Annotated in this window: 14 protein-coding genes; 8 read left to right on the top strand and 6 right to left on the bottom strand. The window is 61.5% G+C overall.

From position 1 onward, the window contains the following. Nucleotides 1–71 precede the first annotated feature (71 nt). Complete coding sequence (map, locus tag ACLRGI_RS00350) at nt 72–950, bottom strand: type I methionyl aminopeptidase (RefSeq protein WP_419199754.1); 879 nt, start codon at nt 948–950, stop codon at nt 72–74. A gap of 108 nt (nt 951–1,058) precedes the next feature. Here map and ACLRGI_RS00345 point away from each other — a divergent pair, with 108 nt between their 5' ends. After that, nucleotides 1,059–1,223: an SPOR domain-containing protein gene (locus ACLRGI_RS00345; RefSeq protein ID WP_347110728.1), complete on the top strand. Its 165-nt coding sequence runs from the start codon at nt 1,059–1,061 to the stop codon at nt 1,221–1,223. A gap of 12 nt (nt 1,224–1,235) precedes the next feature. Here ACLRGI_RS00345 and panB read toward each other — a convergent pair whose 3' ends face one another. After that, nucleotides 1,236–2,141, bottom strand: a complete 906-nt coding sequence (gene panB, locus ACLRGI_RS00340; protein ID WP_419199753.1) for a 3-methyl-2-oxobutanoate hydroxymethyltransferase — start codon at nt 2,139–2,141, stop codon at nt 1,236–1,238. A gap of 190 nt (nt 2,142–2,331) precedes the next feature. On the opposite strand from panB, the gene glnA (ACLRGI_RS00335) reads away from it, so the two are divergent. The 5 genes from glnA (ACLRGI_RS00335) to ACLRGI_RS00315 all read left to right on the top strand — a co-directional run bounded on the left by glnA (ACLRGI_RS00335) (nt 2,332) and on the right by ACLRGI_RS00315 (nt 8,030). Further along, nucleotides 2,332–3,672, top strand: a complete 1,341-nt coding sequence (glnA, locus tag ACLRGI_RS00335; RefSeq protein ID WP_309074347.1) for a type I glutamate--ammonia ligase — start codon at nt 2,332–2,334, stop codon at nt 3,670–3,672. A 9-nt stretch (nt 3,673–3,681) separates the two neighbouring features. Next, complete coding sequence (locus ACLRGI_RS00330; protein ID WP_419199752.1) at nt 3,682–6,693, top strand: bifunctional [glutamine synthetase] adenylyltransferase/[glutamine synthetase]-adenylyl-L-tyrosine phosphorylase; 3,012 nt, start codon at nt 3,682–3,684, stop codon at nt 6,691–6,693. A 19-nt stretch (nt 6,694–6,712) separates the two neighbouring features. After that, nucleotides 6,713–7,282 carry a GNAT family N-acetyltransferase gene (locus tag ACLRGI_RS00325; RefSeq protein WP_419199751.1) on the top strand — a complete coding sequence of 190 codons (570 nt, stop codon included), beginning with the start codon at nt 6,713–6,715 and terminating at the stop codon, nt 7,280–7,282. Nucleotides 7,283–7,358: 76 nt separating this feature from the next. Continuing rightward, nucleotides 7,359–7,574: a transcriptional regulator gene (locus ACLRGI_RS00320; protein WP_091467641.1), complete on the top strand. Its 216-nt coding sequence runs from the start codon at nt 7,359–7,361 to the stop codon at nt 7,572–7,574. 105 nt (nt 7,575–7,679) lie between these two features. Beyond that, nucleotides 7,680–8,030 carry a hypothetical protein gene (locus ACLRGI_RS00315; RefSeq protein WP_419199750.1) on the top strand — a complete coding sequence of 117 codons (351 nt, stop codon included), beginning with the start codon at nt 7,680–7,682 and terminating at the stop codon, nt 8,028–8,030. Between the two features lie 76 nt (nt 8,031–8,106). On the opposite strand, the gene glnA (ACLRGI_RS00310) is transcribed toward ACLRGI_RS00315, so the two are convergent. Further along, on the bottom strand, nt 8,107–9,531 hold the full coding sequence (glnA, locus tag ACLRGI_RS00310; protein WP_091466683.1) for a type I glutamate--ammonia ligase: 1,425 nt from the start codon (nt 9,529–9,531) through the stop codon (nt 8,107–8,109). Between the two features lie 323 nt (nt 9,532–9,854). Here glnA (ACLRGI_RS00310) and ACLRGI_RS00305 point away from each other — a divergent pair, with 323 nt between their 5' ends. Continuing rightward, entirely contained in the window at nt 9,855–10,292 is a 438-nt protein-coding gene (locus tag ACLRGI_RS00305; RefSeq protein ID WP_419199749.1) for an RDD family protein, read from the top strand. A gap of 91 nt (nt 10,293–10,383) precedes the next feature. Here ACLRGI_RS00305 and ACLRGI_RS00300 read toward each other — a convergent pair whose 3' ends face one another. From ACLRGI_RS00300 to lipB, 3 genes are all read right to left on the bottom strand, one after another. Beyond that, the gene (locus ACLRGI_RS00300; protein ID WP_419199748.1) at nt 10,384–11,145 is read right to left on the bottom strand and encodes a DUF4191 domain-containing protein; all 762 of its coding nucleotides are present in this window, start codon (nt 11,143–11,145) and stop codon (nt 10,384–10,386) included. Between the two features lie 95 nt (nt 11,146–11,240). Then, complete coding sequence (lipA, locus tag ACLRGI_RS00295) at nt 11,241–12,248, bottom strand: lipoyl synthase (RefSeq protein WP_011774451.1); 1,008 nt, start codon at nt 12,246–12,248, stop codon at nt 11,241–11,243. Then, nucleotides 12,245–12,913, bottom strand: coding sequence for a lipoyl(octanoyl) transferase LipB (lipB, locus tag ACLRGI_RS00290; protein ID WP_419199747.1), 669 nt, complete (start codon nt 12,911–12,913; stop codon nt 12,245–12,247). The genes lipA and lipB overlap by 4 nt, the downstream gene beginning before the upstream one ends. 147 nt (nt 12,914–13,060) lie before the next feature. Between lipB and ACLRGI_RS00285 the strand changes: the two genes are divergently transcribed. Beyond that, nucleotides 13,061–14,680 carry a serine/threonine-protein kinase gene (locus ACLRGI_RS00285; RefSeq protein ID WP_419199746.1) on the top strand — a complete coding sequence of 540 codons (1,620 nt, stop codon included), beginning with the start codon at nt 13,061–13,063 and terminating at the stop codon, nt 14,678–14,680. Nucleotides 14,681–14,690: the final 10 nt, after the last annotated feature.

Raw genomic sequence — 14,690 nt, 5'->3', positions numbered from 1 at the left:
TGCATTTCCGATCATGGCAGGAGGTGATGGGCATGGAGCAGCCGCCCGGGCTGCAGGGACCTTCCGGAGGTTCAGGGAAGGGTAAGGATTTCCGCGCCGGTCTCGGTGACCAGCAGGGTGTGTTCGAATTGGGCCGTGCGCTTGTGGTCCCTGGTGACGACCGTCCAGTCATCGGCCCACATATCCCATTCGATGGTGCCGAGGGTCAGCATGGGTTCGATGGTGAAGACCATGCCGGTCTCGATCACGGTGTTGTACGCCGGGGCTGCGTCGTAATGCGGAATGATAAGGCCGGTGTGGAAGGCCTCACCCACGCCGTGGCCGGTGAAATCCCGCACTACGCCGTAGCCGAAGCGTTTTGCGTAGGACTGGATGGCGCGGCCGATTACGTTGATTTCGCGGCCTGGGGCCACGGCCTTGATGGCCCGGTTGAGCGACTCCTGCGTACGCTCAACCAGCAAACGGGATTCTTCGTCCACGTCGCCAACCAGGAAAGTGTAATTGGTGTCCCCATGGACGCCGTTGATGAAGGCCGTGATGTCAATGTTCAGGATGTCTCCATCCTGAACCACGGTGGAGTCCGGGATCCCGTGGCAAATGACCTCGTTGAGGGAGGAACACAGGGATTTGGGAAAGCCCCGGTAGCCGAGCGTGGACGGGTAGGCATTGTGGTCCAGAAGGAACTCGTGCCCAACTTTGTCCAGTTGGTCCGTGGTGACGCCGGGCTGGATATGCTTGCCCACCTCAACGATCGCCTGTGCGGCGATCTTTCCGGCAATCCGGATCTTCTCGATGGTCTCCGAAGACTTCACTTCTGAGCCTGTGAACTTGGCGGGCGCCTTCTTGCCCACATACTCCGGCCGGGGAATGGACGCCGGGACGGGTCGTTCAGGGCTGATGGTTCCCGGGGTGAGGGCGCCAATGGGTGCAGTCGAAGCAAGAGAAGGCATAGATTGATCATATAAGGCACACAAGAGACGTAAGTAACAAAGTGTGGCCGGGTTCCTGTGACCCCGCCAACGTTACGCGTCGAAGGGCACGAGGACCGAGGAGGAGACGTGGCGGAGTACTGGTACAACGTCAAGACGCATCAGATCGAAGAGGACGCGATGTCCGATTGGACGCAGCTGATTGGCCCCTATAAAACCAGGGAAGAAGCCGAGCACGCCTTGGAAAAGGTCAAAGCACGCAATGACGCCTGGGATGCCCAGGACGACGACTAAGCAAGAGGATCCCTAGAAAGAGTGCTCCGGTCCGGGGAACTGGCCGGATCGGACATCCTCCCCGTAGGCGGCTGCCGCATCACTCAACGTGGTGCGAAGATCTGCGTACTGCTTGACGAACTTTGCCATCTTGCCGCCCCGCAAACCTGCCATGTCCTGCCACACGAGGACCTGGCCCGTGGTGCTCTTGCCGGCGCCGATCCCGACGGTCGGCACCCGCAACGCGGCGTCGACGACGGCTGCAGTCCCGGCAGGCACCATCTCCATGAGGACACTGAAGGCGCCCGCATCCTGCAGGGCGACGGCGTCGTCCACGAGCCGCTGAGCGTCATCCCCGCGGCCTTGGACGCGGTATCCGCCGAGCGAATGTTCGCTTTGGGGGGTGAAGCCGATGTGGGCCATGACGGGAATGCCTGCCTGAACCATGGCTTTGACGGTGTCCGCGTAATAAGCGGTTCCCTCAATCTTGACCGCGTGCGCCAGTCCTTCCTTCAGGAACCGGACGCCCGTGGCCACTGCCTGCCCGGGAGATACTTCGTAGCTGCCAAAAGGAAGGTCCGCCACAATAAGTGCCCGCTTGGCCGACCTGCTCACTGCACGCGTCAGGGGAAGGAGCTCGTCCACGGTAACCGGAAGGCTCGTCTCATTGCCGAACACGTTGTTGGAAGCGGAGTCGCCCACAAGGAGGACCTCGATCCCCGCCTGGTCAAAGATCTCTGCGGTGTACTGCTCGTATGCCGTCAGCATCGCGAAGTGCTCGCCGTTGTCCTTGGCCTGTTGCAGGTGGTGTATCCGGACCCGGCCGATGGGCTTCCTGCTACCCGCCGACGGCACTTGTGCCGCTGCTGCCGGGCCGGTGCCGTAGGGTGCGGGAACTTCGGCGGGCGTGTTGGACTCAGGAAGGTTGCTTGGGGCCATGGATAGAGCCTAAGCGGTGCCGACGACGGCTGCCACCAGTGTGTGTGGCGTCACCTAATGTAAACGCTGTGTTACGCGCAGCTACTGCTGCGGCATAAGCACGGAAGTCTTAGTAGAGTGAAGGCTGAGCTGCCATGGCTTCTGTCCAAGGAAACCAGCGGCATGGACACCGAATCGGAAATGAGGCCCTATGGACCGCCAGCAAGAGTTCGTTCTGCGGACAATCGAAGAGCGTGACGTGCGCTTCGTACGCTTGTGGTTCACCGACGTCGTGGGTTCGCTGAAATCGGTGGCGCTTGCGCCCGCCGAAGTTGAGGGCGCCTTTGAAGAGGGCCTTGGCTTTGATGGTTCAGCCATCGAGGGCCTTGCCCGCGTGTTCGAGTCGGACATGCTCGCGCAGCCGGACCCGTCAACCTTCCAGATCCTGCCGTGGCGCGGGGAGACTGAACAGACGTCACGCATGTTTTGTGACGTCCTCACTCCCGACGGCGAGCCCTCTGCCGCTGACCCCCGCAACGTCCTTAAGAGGACCCTTGCCAAGGCCGCTGACATGGGCTTCACCTGCTACACCCACCCCGAGATTGAGTTTTACCTGCTGAAGTCCAAGGACCTGGGGCCGGACGGCGCCCCCGTTCCCGTGGACGAAGGCGGGTACTTTGACCACGTACCGGGCGGCGTGGCACAGGACTTCCGCCGTACCGCCGTCACCATGCTCGAATCCGTCGGTATCTCCGTGGAGTTCAGCCACCACGAAGGCGGCCCGGGCCAGAACGAGATCGACCTCCGTTATGCGGATGCGCTTCAGACCGCGGACAACATCATGACGTTCCGTACGGTCATCAAGGAAGTCGCGCTCCAGCAGGGCACCTACGCCACGTTCATGCCCAAGCCTTTCACGGACCACCCCGGTTCAGGCATGCACACCCACTTCTCGCTCTTCGAAGGCGACACCAACGCGTTCTTCGAAGCCGGAGCCGAGTTCCAGCTATCCAAGACGGCGCGCCAGTTCATTGCCGGAATCCTCAAGCACGCACCGGAATTCACTGCCGTAACCAACCAGTTCGTCAATTCCTACAAGCGCCTCTGGGGTGGTGGAGAGGCACCGAGCTACTTGAGCTGGGGGCACAATAACCGCTCGGCGCTGGTGCGGGTTCCGCTGTACAAGCCCGGCAAGGGCCAGTCGGCCCGCATTGAGTACCGGGGTATCGACAGCGCCACCAACCCCTACCTGGCCTACGCCGTACTGCTCGGCGCCGGCTTGAAGGGCATTGAGGAAGGCTATGAACTACCGGCCGCAGCCGAAGACGACGTATGGTCGCTGACCACTGCGGAACGGAGGGCCATGGGGCATGCTCCGTTGCCGGCGAGCCTTCACGATGCCATCCGTGCCATGGAGGAATCCGAGTTGGTTGCCCAGATTTTGGGGGAGCAGGTGTTCGAGCACTTCCTGCGCAACAAGCGCGCAGAGTGGCAGGACTACCGCCTCCAGGTCACTCCGTATGAGTTGCAGCGCAACCTCGGCATCCTTTAGGCCGGGCCAATGAGCCTTGCGCGTCGGCTCATCTCAGCCGGATTCAGTGACCTCGAAAAGGGCGAACGGTTCCTCGCTGCCCCGGAACTTGACGGAATCGACCCGGATGCCTTGTTCGCCGGGCTGTCCTTGTCGGCAAGTCCGGACACCGCCCTCCAGTCACTGGTCCGGCTTATTGAGAAGAACCCGGGCCTGAAGAAGCTGGCTGCGGCTGATCAGGACACCAGCGAGTCCATGTACCGGCTCCTGGGTGCCTCAGAGGCCCTGGGGGAGTTCCTCATGCGACGCCCGGAGCACCTGGATGTCTTCAATGTCCGGGTCAGCCCGGAGCCGCTCCAGGCCTCCAACGACGAGCTCCGCGCACAGTTGCTTCGCTCGGTGAAAGCCGAGCCCGGTGCCCAGCGCCCGGTGGCCGGAGTCACCGGACTGCCGGCGTACGCGGCCTTGCGGACCGCGTACCGCCGCGGTCTGACTGAACTGGCCATCAAGGATATTTGCGCCGCATCGCCAACAGATTTCATGCCCGCTGTAGGCGCGGAGCTGGCCGATCTCGCCGGTGCCGCCATCGAGGCTGCCCTTGCGGTGTCCAGGGCAGAAGCTGCAGCCCAGTTCGATGAGGCCGAAATTGCCGACGTCGGGCTGGCCGTCATTGGCATGGGGAAATGCGGCGCCCGGGAACTGAACTATATTTCCGACGTCGATGTCATCTATGTCATTGAAGCAGGGGAATTGGATGACGCGCGCTCTTCCGCCGTCGGAACCGCTCTTGCCTCCGGCATTTCCAGGGCAATCTCATCCTCCGCTCCCGAACCCGGGTTGTGGGAAGTTGATGCCAACCTGCGTCCGGAAGGAAAGTCCGGACCCCTGGTCCGCACCCTTCCCTCACACTTGAGCTATTACGCCCGGTGGGCCGAGAGCTGGGAGTTCCAGGCACTGTTGAAGGCAAGGACCATTGCCGGCGACCGGGAACTGGGCCAGCGCTACGAGAAGGCCGTGGAACCGCTGGTCTGGGCATCGGCGGGACGTGAGGGCTTCGTGGAGTCGGTCCAAGCCATGCGCCGCAGGGTGACCGACTACATTCCGGCGGCCGAGGAACAGCGTCAGATCAAGCTGGGTCGCGGCGGCCTCCGCGACGTTGAGTTCACGGTGCAGTTGCTGCAACTGGTGCATGGAAAGTCTGACGAGTCACTTCGATGCCGTGACACCACATCAGCCATTGCGGCGCTGTCCGCCGGCGGTTACATCGGACGAACGGACGCGGCGGCTTTCGATAACGCCTACCGCTATCTCCGCCTGTTGGAACACAGGATTCAGCTTTTCCAGCTTCGTCGGACCCACCTCATGCCCGCCACCGAGGACGCCCAGCGCTTCCTTGCCAAGGCCGTCCTTGGCCCGTTCGCAATGGAGCGGCCACACCCGGACCAGCTGATGGCCACCTGGCAAAAGACCAAGAAGGCCGTTCGTGAGCTCCACGAACGGATTTTTTACCGGCCGCTGCTCAACACCGCAGCCAAACTGAGCAGCGAAGACGCGAAGCTCAGCCCGGAGGCTGCCCAGGGTCGTCTCGCGGCGCTTGGCTACTTGGATCCCCAAGGTGCCATGCGGCATATCGAAGCATTGACCGGGGGTGTCAGCAGGCGTGCAGCGCTGCAAAGGCAGCTCCTGCCGATCCTCTTGGGATGGCTTGCCGAGGGCGTTGACCCCGACGCCGGGCTGCTCGCCTTCCGGCGGGTCAGTGAAGCCCTGGGAACTACTCACTGGTATTTGGGGCTGCTCCGTGACTCCCAAGCGGCGGCCGAGCGTCTCTGCCAAGTGCTGGCTAACTCCCGGCTGATTTCGGACTTGTTGGAAGTGTCTCCGGAGTCCGTCGCCTGGTTGGGCAGCGACAAGGAATTGGCGCCTGTTCCTTTTGAAGCCCAGTGGCAGGAGATTCAGTCCAAGCTTTCCCGCCATGCGGATCCTGAGAGCGCCATGAGGCTGATCCGGCTGATACGGCGTCGCGAGATCCTGCGTACGGCCATCGCGGATAGCGCCGGATTGCTTGACCAGGACGCCGTCGGACTGGCTTTGGCCGAAACAGACCGGGCGGCAGTTCTAGGGGCTTTGCATGTAGCGGAGTCCGTTGTAGCCGCGACCGGTCCGTTGAAGACTGATGTCCTGGTTGTGGCAATGGGCCGGCAGGGTGGTCGGGAAATTGGCTACGGCTCCGACGCGGACGTCATCTACGTGCACCGTGCGCGGCAAGGGTTCGCTGATGCCGAGGCCCAGGAACAGGCGACGGCGATAGTCGCCAAGGTTTCCAGCTTCCTCACGCAGCCGCTCAAGCCTGCGATCATGGCCGAACGAGTGCTCACGGTGGACGCGGACCTCCGGCCCGAGGGCAAGAACGGTGCGATGGTGCGGTCCCTTGAGTCATATGCGGAGTATTACCGCCGGTGGTCGCTGATTTGGGAGGCGCAGGCCCTTCTGCGTGCCCGGCCGATGGCAGGTTCGGATGAGCTTGCGGCCGACTTCATGCGCCTCATTGATCCCATTCGGTATCCGGAGCACCTCGCGGAACAGGATGTGCGGGAGATCCGCCGGGTTAAGGCCCGTGTGGAGTCGGAGCGACTGCCTCGCGGCGCTGATCCTGCCCGGCACGTCAAGCTTGGCCGGGGTGGCTTGAGCGACGTTGAATGGTTGGTTCAGCTGATTCAGCTCCAGCACGCCGGAGAGCATCCGGAGCTGCGGACAACATCGACTCTGGACGCCTTGGCCGTAGCGGAAAAGTTGGAGTTAATCGTCGAAGATGACGCTGCACTGCTAAGGGAGGCATGGCGACTAGCCAGTCGCATCCGCTCCGCAAACGTCATTGTCACGGGTCGTGCCTCGGATCTTCTGCCCTCATCGCGGAAAGACCTCGAAGCCGTGGCGCGCTGGTGTGGATACGAACCCGGGAACGCGGGACAGTTCGAAGAGGACTACCTGCGGCTCAGCCGGCGTGCCAGGGGCGTTTTTGAAAAAGAGTTCTACGGTAACTGAGGCGTGGGAAGTTCCGGGAATGCTTCAAAATGAATCAGAAGTGGCAGCGTTGATCGACGGTGACCGTAGTGAGCGGGGTGACATCTGGCTCATCCCCCTCAAAATGCTCGACGACGACGCCCGGGCAATTCAGTTGGGGGCGGTGGCGGAGTTGGCGGTGGAAGCAAGTCAGCGGGATTTCGTCGGTGATCCTTTACGGATGATGCTGATCTCGCTGGAAGAAGAATCGCGCTTCCCGTTTGTCATTGAATCAGGTGGAGTAGCTGTTGGTGTGCTGACCCTCCAGTTCGGCGCGGCCACATTAGCAGGCTGGCCCGACGACGAGTCCGTGTGGTTGTTGAGGGGATTCCTTATCGACTCAAGAAGCCAAGGACGCGGCCTCGGTACCTTGGCCGCGCGGGCAGCAGTGGGGGAGGCCCGCAAGCTGACGGCCAGGCTGGGTGGCGGGCAGGCCGGCGTCGTGCTTTCTGTCAACGAGCGCAACCCGGCAGGGCTGGCGGCGTACTCGAAAGCAGGGTACGTGGACTCCGGGCGCTATCTGGGCGGGAACGCGGGTCCTCAGCGGACCATGTACAAAGCATTCTCGTGACTGCGGCGTCGTCCTATCACCACGTAGAAGTCAACTAAGGTTGACGGACATCATGGGGTCAACTATGGTTGACGTCATGGAGGTGGACCGGATGAAGACGCTGGTGGGATCGATGGACAGTATGGGCCCGGCCGAGGCTCTTTATGCTGTGGCGGAGCTGCAGAAGGAAGTGGGTCGAACGGAGGCTTCGCTGGTGCGGGCCGCCCGGCAATCAGGCTTGTCATGGGAGGCCATAGCGCTCTGCCTGGGTGTGAGTAAGCAGGCGGTGCACAAAAAGTACGGAAAGCAGTAGCTTGCCGCCCGCTGGGCGGCGGGCTTGGTGGTATCCGGTGACGCAAGATCCTAAGTAACCTTATAGACTTCATATGTATCTGATCTCAACGCATAGGGGAAGTACATGGAATACAACGGAAATCCGTCTGAGAAGGCTATTCCTGCCGGAGAACTGGACCGGCGTCACGTGGGCCATTCTGTGAGCTTTCAGCCCAATGATTTCACCGTCGTTTTCGGCACCATCGCAGGCATCGCGAGGACCGAGGCTCTTGTATACCTGTCCCTCGACGGGGTTGGCGGTGGTACCCACCTGAAGGAAGAGTACGACCTGCCCATTGATAAAAACGTCTACCTTCAGCTGGACCCGTTGGGCAGCGCGGAAAAGGGACTTTCGGAGGCCGCCGGTTTCGTGAAGGACAAGCTGGATGAGATTACCAAAAACCTTAGGGACCGTGACCAAGGAAAATCCGAGTAGGCCACGCCCGTAACAAACAAAAGAGGCCAGCCTCAGTCCGAACAGACTGAGGCTGGCCTCTTGCTACGTGGTGGTATTAGACGCCGTAGTAGAGCTCGAACTCGTAGGGGTTCGGGCGGAGTGACAACGGACGGATCTCGTTCTCGTACTTGTAGTCGATCCAAGTATCGATGAGGTCCTGGGTAAAGACGCCGCCGGCCTGGAGGAACTCGTTGTCCTCGCGCAGGGCCTCGAGGGCTTCTTCCAGGGAACCCGGTGCCTTCGGGATGTCCTTGGCTTCCTCGGCAGGGAGCTCGTAGAGGTCCTTGTCGATGGGAGCCGGGGGTTCAATGCGGTTGCGGATACCGTCAATGCCGGCCATCAGCTGGGCAGCGAACGCCAGGTACGGGTTGGACGAGGGGTCCGGAGCGCGGAACTCGATGCGCTTGGCCTTCGGGTTGGTACCCGTGATCGGGATACGGATGCCGGCGGAGCGGTTGCCCTGCGAGTAGACCATGTTCACGGGGGCTTCGAAGCCCTTGACCAGGCGGCGGTAGGAGTTGACCGTCGGGTTGGTGAAGGCCAGGACTGCGGAAGAGTGCTTCAGCAGGCCGCCGATGTACCAGCGAGCGGTGTCGGAGAGGCCGGCGTAGCCCTTCTCGTCATAGAACAGCGGGTCGCCGTTGCTCCACAGCGACTGGTGGCAGTGCATGCCCGAGCCGTTGTCACCAAAAACAGGCTTCGGCATGAAGGTGACGGACTTGCCCCAGGCATCGGCCGTGTTCTTGATGATGTACTTGAACTTCTGCAGGTCATCAGCAGCCGCGGTCAGCGTGGTGAATTTGTAGTTGATCTCAGCCTGGCCGGCGGATCCAACTTCGTGGTGGGAGCGCTCAACCTCAAGGCCCGCCTTGTCCAGCTCGATGCACATGGCGTCGCGCAGGTCGGCCTGCTTGTCCGTGGGGGAGACCGGGAAGTAACCGCCCTTGACGGGGGTCTTGTAGCCGAGGTTTCCGCCCTCTTCCTTACGGCCGGTGTTCCAGTGGGCTTCTTCGGAATCGATCTTGTAGAAGCTGCCCTGCGGGGAGGACTCGTACTGGACGTTGTCGAAGACGAAGAACTCGGCTTCGGGAGCGAAGAATGCGGTGTCGGCGATGCCGGTGGAGGCCAGGTACGCTTCAGCCTTCTCTGCCACACCACGCGGGTCGCGGTGGTAGGGGTCACCCGTGCGGGGGTTCACGATGGAGAAGTTCAGCGCGAGAGTCTTCTCGATGCGGAAGGTGTCAATGAAGGCCGAGGTCACATCCGGGATGAGCTGCATGTCGGACTCGGCGATGCCCTGGAAGCCGCGGATGGAAGATCCGTCGAAGAGCTGGCCGTGGACGAAGAAATCGAGGTCGACACTCTTGGCCGGCACGTTGAAGTGCTGCTGGACACCAGGGAGGTCGGTGAAGCGGATATCGACGAATTTGACGTCTTCGTCTTTGATGAACTTGAGGACTTCGTCCGCAGTCTTGAACATCTATGCTCCTTATGCATATCAAGTAACAGGCCCGGAAGGCCGCGTGGTGCAGCCCATTCCAAGGGTCCGGAGACACAAAAAGTTCCCCGTGCCATGGTGGCTGGCAACTCATACCACCATAGGGAGATGGGATTTCCCGGGGGTGTCAGTATTGTTTCCGGCAGGTTACAGAATCATCTGTCGTGTAAACGGTAGTCGGCTTCCCGGTGTCCGGTCCACGCAGGTCCGGTGGGCGAACACCGGGGCATATACGAGGGCTGCCGCAGCCGAAGTCGTCCTGCCTGCGGTCCGTCACGACGCATGCCAGCCGTTAGGCTTGAAGGGTGGTAGATCGTAAAGACATTGGCTCCTGGCTGAGCGGCCCGGACACTTCCGGAATCTCCAAATATCCTGGTGAACGGCTGGGGCTGCCCGAGTCCGGCCCGGGTTCCATGGCCCGCGCCGGTAGGCGCATCCTGGGCATCGTGGTGGACTGGACCATCGCCTTGGTCATCAGCAATTTTGCCTTCGGCGGGAACTCTTGGGCAACGTTGGCGATTTTTGCCGTGGAGCAGATCCTTCTTATCGGAACGTTGGGTTACAGCATCGGTCACAGGATCGCCGGTATCCACGTTGTTCGACTCGGTGGCGGCCCCGCAGGACCGTTGGCCGCCGTAGTGCGGACTGTCCTCCTTTGCCTTGTCATCCCTGCAGTTGTCTTCGATCCCGATCAGCGCGGCCTGCATGACAAAGCGATGAACACCATACTCATCAGGATGTAACTGTTCCCCCCTAGCGCATGCCGACTAGCGCATACCAAAAAACAGCCCCTGTCTCCGAACGGAGACAGGGGCTGTTTTTGTCTAATAGGAATCAGCGTCCGCGTGCGGCCTTGCGGTCCGGACGAGCCTTGTAGGGATCGATGCCCTTGGGGATTGGCAGGCGGTTACCAAGGGAGTTAATGCGCTTGGAAACTGCATTGACCTCTACCTTGGTGAGTTCGTTCTTCAGCTTGCCCATGGTCTTGGCCAATTTGTTCAGGGGTACCTGGCCTTCGCCACGACCGGATTCCAGGACGTGGATGGTCACGTTGGGAAGGATGCGCGCGAGGCGCTTGCGCTCGGCGTCTACCAACGGCTTGACCCGGTGCGTCGGGCCTTCGCTGACCAGGACGACGCCCGGGCGGCCGATGGCCATGAACACGGCGTCCTGGGTGCGGGGATTGACGGCAATAGGCTGATCCTGCGTTACCCAACCGCGGCGGAGAGTACCCAAAGCAGCACCGGAAGCGCCCGGCTGGTTCTCAATTTGCGCGAAGGCAGCCTTCTCAGCCCGACGGGAAAGAATGAAGACAGCCGCAAGGAGACCCAGCGGGATACCAATGATCAGGCCGGTGACCCAGTTTTCCAGCAGGAAGCCGATAAGGAAGGCAACTGCAACCACTGCCAGGAATGCCAGCACCATGATCCAGACAACCTGAGGATCATTTCGCCGGGTCATCTTGAAGACTTCAGCGATCTGCTTCAGCTGGCTGGGCTTTTTGGCCTTGGCTTCCTTGGGCTTGCGCTGGAACAGCCCACGCTTGGGTGCGTCGGCCGAGGGAGTCGAATTGCTGGAATCAGGGGAGTTCGCCATAGTGCCTTAATTCTACGTGATGGACGCAGAAGGACCGGACGCCATTACGTGGCATCCGGCCCTTCAATACGAACCAGCTGTGCTGCCTGGAGTGCTTAGCCGTGGGCGGCGAGGATGGTGGAGGCTTCCTGGCGGGTGGTGCCGGAGGACTCGATGTGGGCCAGGGCCGCGGGGATTTCCCAGCCCTTCTTCCGCATCGCGGTGGCCCACAAACGCCCGGCCCGGTACGAGGACCTCACCAACGGGCCCGACATCACACCGAGGAACCCGATCTCTTCGGCTTCGTGCTGGAGATCCACGAACTCCTGCGGCTTGACCCAACGGTCCACCGGCAAGTGCCGCTCGGACGGGCGCAGGTACTGGGTGATCGTGATCAGGTCACACCCGGCAGCGTGCAGGTCCCGCAGGGCTTCGGAAATTTCCTCGCGGGTCTCGCCCATCCCCAGGATCAGGTTGGACTTGGTCACCATGCCCAAATCCCGGCCCTGGGTGATCACGTCCAGGGAACGTTCGTACCGGAACGCCGGACGGATCCGCTTGAAAATCCTCGGCACGGTCTCGACGTTGTGCGCGAACACCTCGGGCTTGGAATCACAGATCGCCGCGATGTGCTCGGGCTTGCCGGAGAAATCAGGGATCAACAACTCCACCCCGGTCCCCGGGTTCAGCTCATGGATCTTCCGGACCGTTTCGGCGTATAACCACACGCCCTCATCGGCCAGGTCATCACGGGCCACCCCTGTCACCGTCGCGTACCGCAACTGCATGGCCTGCACGGACCGGGCCACCTTGGTGGGTTCGAACATGTCCACCGGGGAGGGTTTGCCGGTATCGATCTGGCAGAAATCACAGCGGCGGGTGCACTCGGACCCGCCGATCAGGAACGTCGCTTCCTTATCTTCCCAGCACTCAAAAATGTTCGGGCAACCGGCCTCTTCACACACCGTGTGCAGGCCTTCCTTCTTCACCAGGTTCTTGAGCTGGACGAACTCCGGACCCATCTGGACCTTGGCCTTGATCCACTCAGGCTTACGTTCAACCGGGACCGCCGAGTTACGCTGCTCAACGCGCAGCAACTTACGGCCTTCAGGTGCCAAGGTCACTGGAGTGCTCCTTCGGGTGTGGAAACGAGTGCTTCTTCATGCTTGCTGAATTCTTCAACGAAGCGGTCAACGATGTCGGCCGGGTTGATGGTCCGGCCGGTTTCCAGCGACATGGTGGTGACGCTGGCGTCGGTGATGCCACAGGCGATGATCTGCGCATAGGGTGCGAGGTCATTGCTGCAGTTAATGGCCACGCCGTGCATGGTGACGCCATCCAGGACGCGAATGCCGATCGCCGCAATCTTGCGGTCGGGGCCTTTGTCATCGGCGAGGATCCAGACTCCCGCCCGGCCCTTCACGGTGACGGCCTTGATGCCGTAGTCGTTCATGACGGCAATCATGATGGCCTCAAGCCGTTCCACATAGTCGCGGATACCGGCACGATTCTTGAGCTTGAGGATCGGATAGGCGATGAGCTGACCCGGGCCGTGCCACGTCAGCTTCCCGCCGCGATCCACCGGCACAACGGGAGTGCCGTCGAAGGGGCGTTCGTGGTCTTCCGTGAGTTTGCCGGCCGTGTAGACGGCGGCGTGCTCAAGGATCAAGACGGTGCTGTTCTTCTCGCCCGCAACAACTTTGTTGTGGACTTCGCGTTGCAGGTCCCAGCCCTGCATGTAATCAACGAAATCCGGGGCAAGACCCAGTTGTGAAAACTCAAGAGTCATGCGTTCAAGCTTAGACCCAGCAGGAGACTGGCCATCGTTTTGTGGTGAAGCTCTCAGTCGCATCCCGGGCCGTTGAGTCAGGGCAGGACACGACGCCGCCTGTGGATAACTTCTGCGGAAATTCCGGCAGTCAGGTACACCTTGTTTATGGAATCTCTGGACAATCCCGCGGCCGTGGCTCCCGTCATGCCGGGCTACGCCGTTTCACGCTTATTGGGTCACGGCAGTACTTCCACTGTTTGGCTTGCCACGAGGGATAAAGACGGTGTCCGATTCGCGGTTAAATGTGCCGGACCCGATGCTGTTGGTGGTCAGGCAACAGCACAAGCCCATCTTGAAACGGTGTCCCGTGAAATGAGGTTACTCTCCGGTCTTCGGCATAAGCACCTCATAAGGGTTCACGACATCCTCCGCCTGAGTGGGACGGGTGCGGGAACATGGGGAATCGTCATGGACTACGCGGCGGGAGGCTCACTGGCCAACCTGGTCTCCTCAAGGGGGAAGCTCAACATTGGAGAGGTCGTCACCATCCTTACCCCTATTGCACAAGCATTGGAGTATCTGCATATCAATGGGACCGAACACGGAGATGTGTCACCCGGAAACATCCTGTTCACTGCCGTTGGGATGCCCCTGCTGGCAGATCTGGGCGTCGCTGCCAAGGTAGGTGACAAGCCACAAGACCTGGATGTCGGGACACCCGGGTTTGTGGAACCCGCAGCCGCAGCATCCCTGAACGGAGATGTTTCCCGGGACAGCCTCCGGCCACAGCGTGATGTCTATTCCCTGGGAGCGGTGGGATGGTACTGCCTGACGGGGAAACCGCCGGAGCAGGAACGGGATCGCCCACCTTTGTCACTTCTGGTTCCGGAGGTACCCAAAGCCCTGGCCGCAGCTTTGGAAGCTGCGCTGGACGCGGATCCCCGGATCCGTCCGTCGGCCAGGGAGCTTGGCACGGCGATCTTCAGGAGTGCTGCTCCCGAGGCCTTGGACTTAGCCGGTGCCGTGCATTCCTCCGTTATCCCCGAATTGCTGACCCGGCGCGAGTCGCTGGGGCGTTCGCCCCGCCGCGCGACGAGTTGGTTGACGAGCCGGTGGAGAGTTCGCCCGTTCATCCGCGGGCGGTCGGTCCCAGCGCCGAACAGTTCGAGTCGGCAGCGCGGCAGGTCCGGCGGTGGACTTGGCCGACGGATCGTTCTCTTCGCGGTGATGGGGGCGCTGATTGGTGCTGCGTCCTGGGTCCTTTGGCAGCAAAACCGTTCGACGACGGCGACGGTACAGCAAGTGGCCGTCGGAGGCGGAGTTACCGGGCCCGGTGGGTCAACCGAACTCCCACCCGACCTTCCAAAGGAAATCACCCAAGGGCTCCAGTCAGAGGACCCCTTGGTTGCCGTCCCCGCGCTGTCAGCTGTGCGTGACATCGCCCTGGGGGAGCGCCGCCTGGACCTTTTGGACGCGGTCAACGCGCCTGGTTCGCCGGCCGAAACGACAGACAAACAGGTGGGCGACTACCTCCGGGACGCTGGAACAACGTTCACCGGACTTCATACCTCGTTGACAGCTCTGACCGTGGAGGGATCCACGCAACCGGATCGTGTGATGGTGTCGGTTACCGCCACGACGTCCGGCTATGAGGAACGCCTGGCATCAGGGGCAGTTATCAGGACCGAGGGCGCTGGGATGCCGCAAGAACTTCGGCTGGACTTGGTTCGTTCGGATGGCCGTTGGCGGATTTCCGGAATACTCGGCGCCGTTCCTGCAAGGTGAAGGCAGCACC

It is taken from the genome of Paenarthrobacter sp. PPS72, assembly GCF_048537125.1.
Taxonomy (GTDB): domain Bacteria; phylum Actinomycetota; class Actinomycetes; order Actinomycetales; family Micrococcaceae; genus Arthrobacter; species Arthrobacter nitroguajacolicus_E.
The sequence above is the reverse complement of the archived record's forward strand: the minus strand, read 5'-3'. Positions and strand labels throughout refer to the sequence as shown.

Coding starts and splice junctions, on each gene's coding strand:
- ACLRGI_RS00325 (WP_419199751.1), top strand. CDS start 6,713: ATGCTTCAAAATGAATCAGAAGTGGCAGCGTTGATCGACGGTGACCGT.
- ACLRGI_RS00330 (WP_419199752.1), top strand. CDS start 3,682: ATGAGCCTTGCGCGTCGGCTCATCTCAGCCGGATTCAGTGACCTCGAA.
- ACLRGI_RS00285 (WP_419199746.1), top strand. CDS start 13,061: ATGGAATCTCTGGACAATCCCGCGGCCGTGGCTCCCGTCATGCCGGGC.
- panB (WP_419199753.1), bottom strand. CDS start 2,141: ATGGCCCCAAGCAACCTTCCTGAGTCCAACACGCCCGCCGAAGTTCCC.
- ACLRGI_RS00315 (WP_419199750.1), top strand. CDS start 7,680: ATGGAATACAACGGAAATCCGTCTGAGAAGGCTATTCCTGCCGGAGAA.
- lipB (WP_419199747.1), bottom strand. CDS start 12,913: ATGACTCTTGAGTTTTCACAACTGGGTCTTGCCCCGGATTTCGTTGAT.
- glnA (WP_091466683.1), bottom strand. CDS start 9,531: ATGTTCAAGACTGCGGACGAAGTCCTCAAGTTCATCAAAGACGAAGAC.
- glnA (WP_309074347.1), top strand. CDS start 2,332: ATGGACCGCCAGCAAGAGTTCGTTCTGCGGACAATCGAAGAGCGTGAC.
- ACLRGI_RS00300 (WP_419199748.1), bottom strand. CDS start 11,145: ATGGCGAACTCCCCTGATTCCAGCAATTCGACTCCCTCGGCCGACGCA.
- map (WP_419199754.1), bottom strand. CDS start 950: ATGCCTTCTCTTGCTTCGACTGCACCCATTGGCGCCCTCACCCCGGGA.
- ACLRGI_RS00320 (WP_091467641.1), top strand. CDS start 7,359: ATGGAGGTGGACCGGATGAAGACGCTGGTGGGATCGATGGACAGTATG.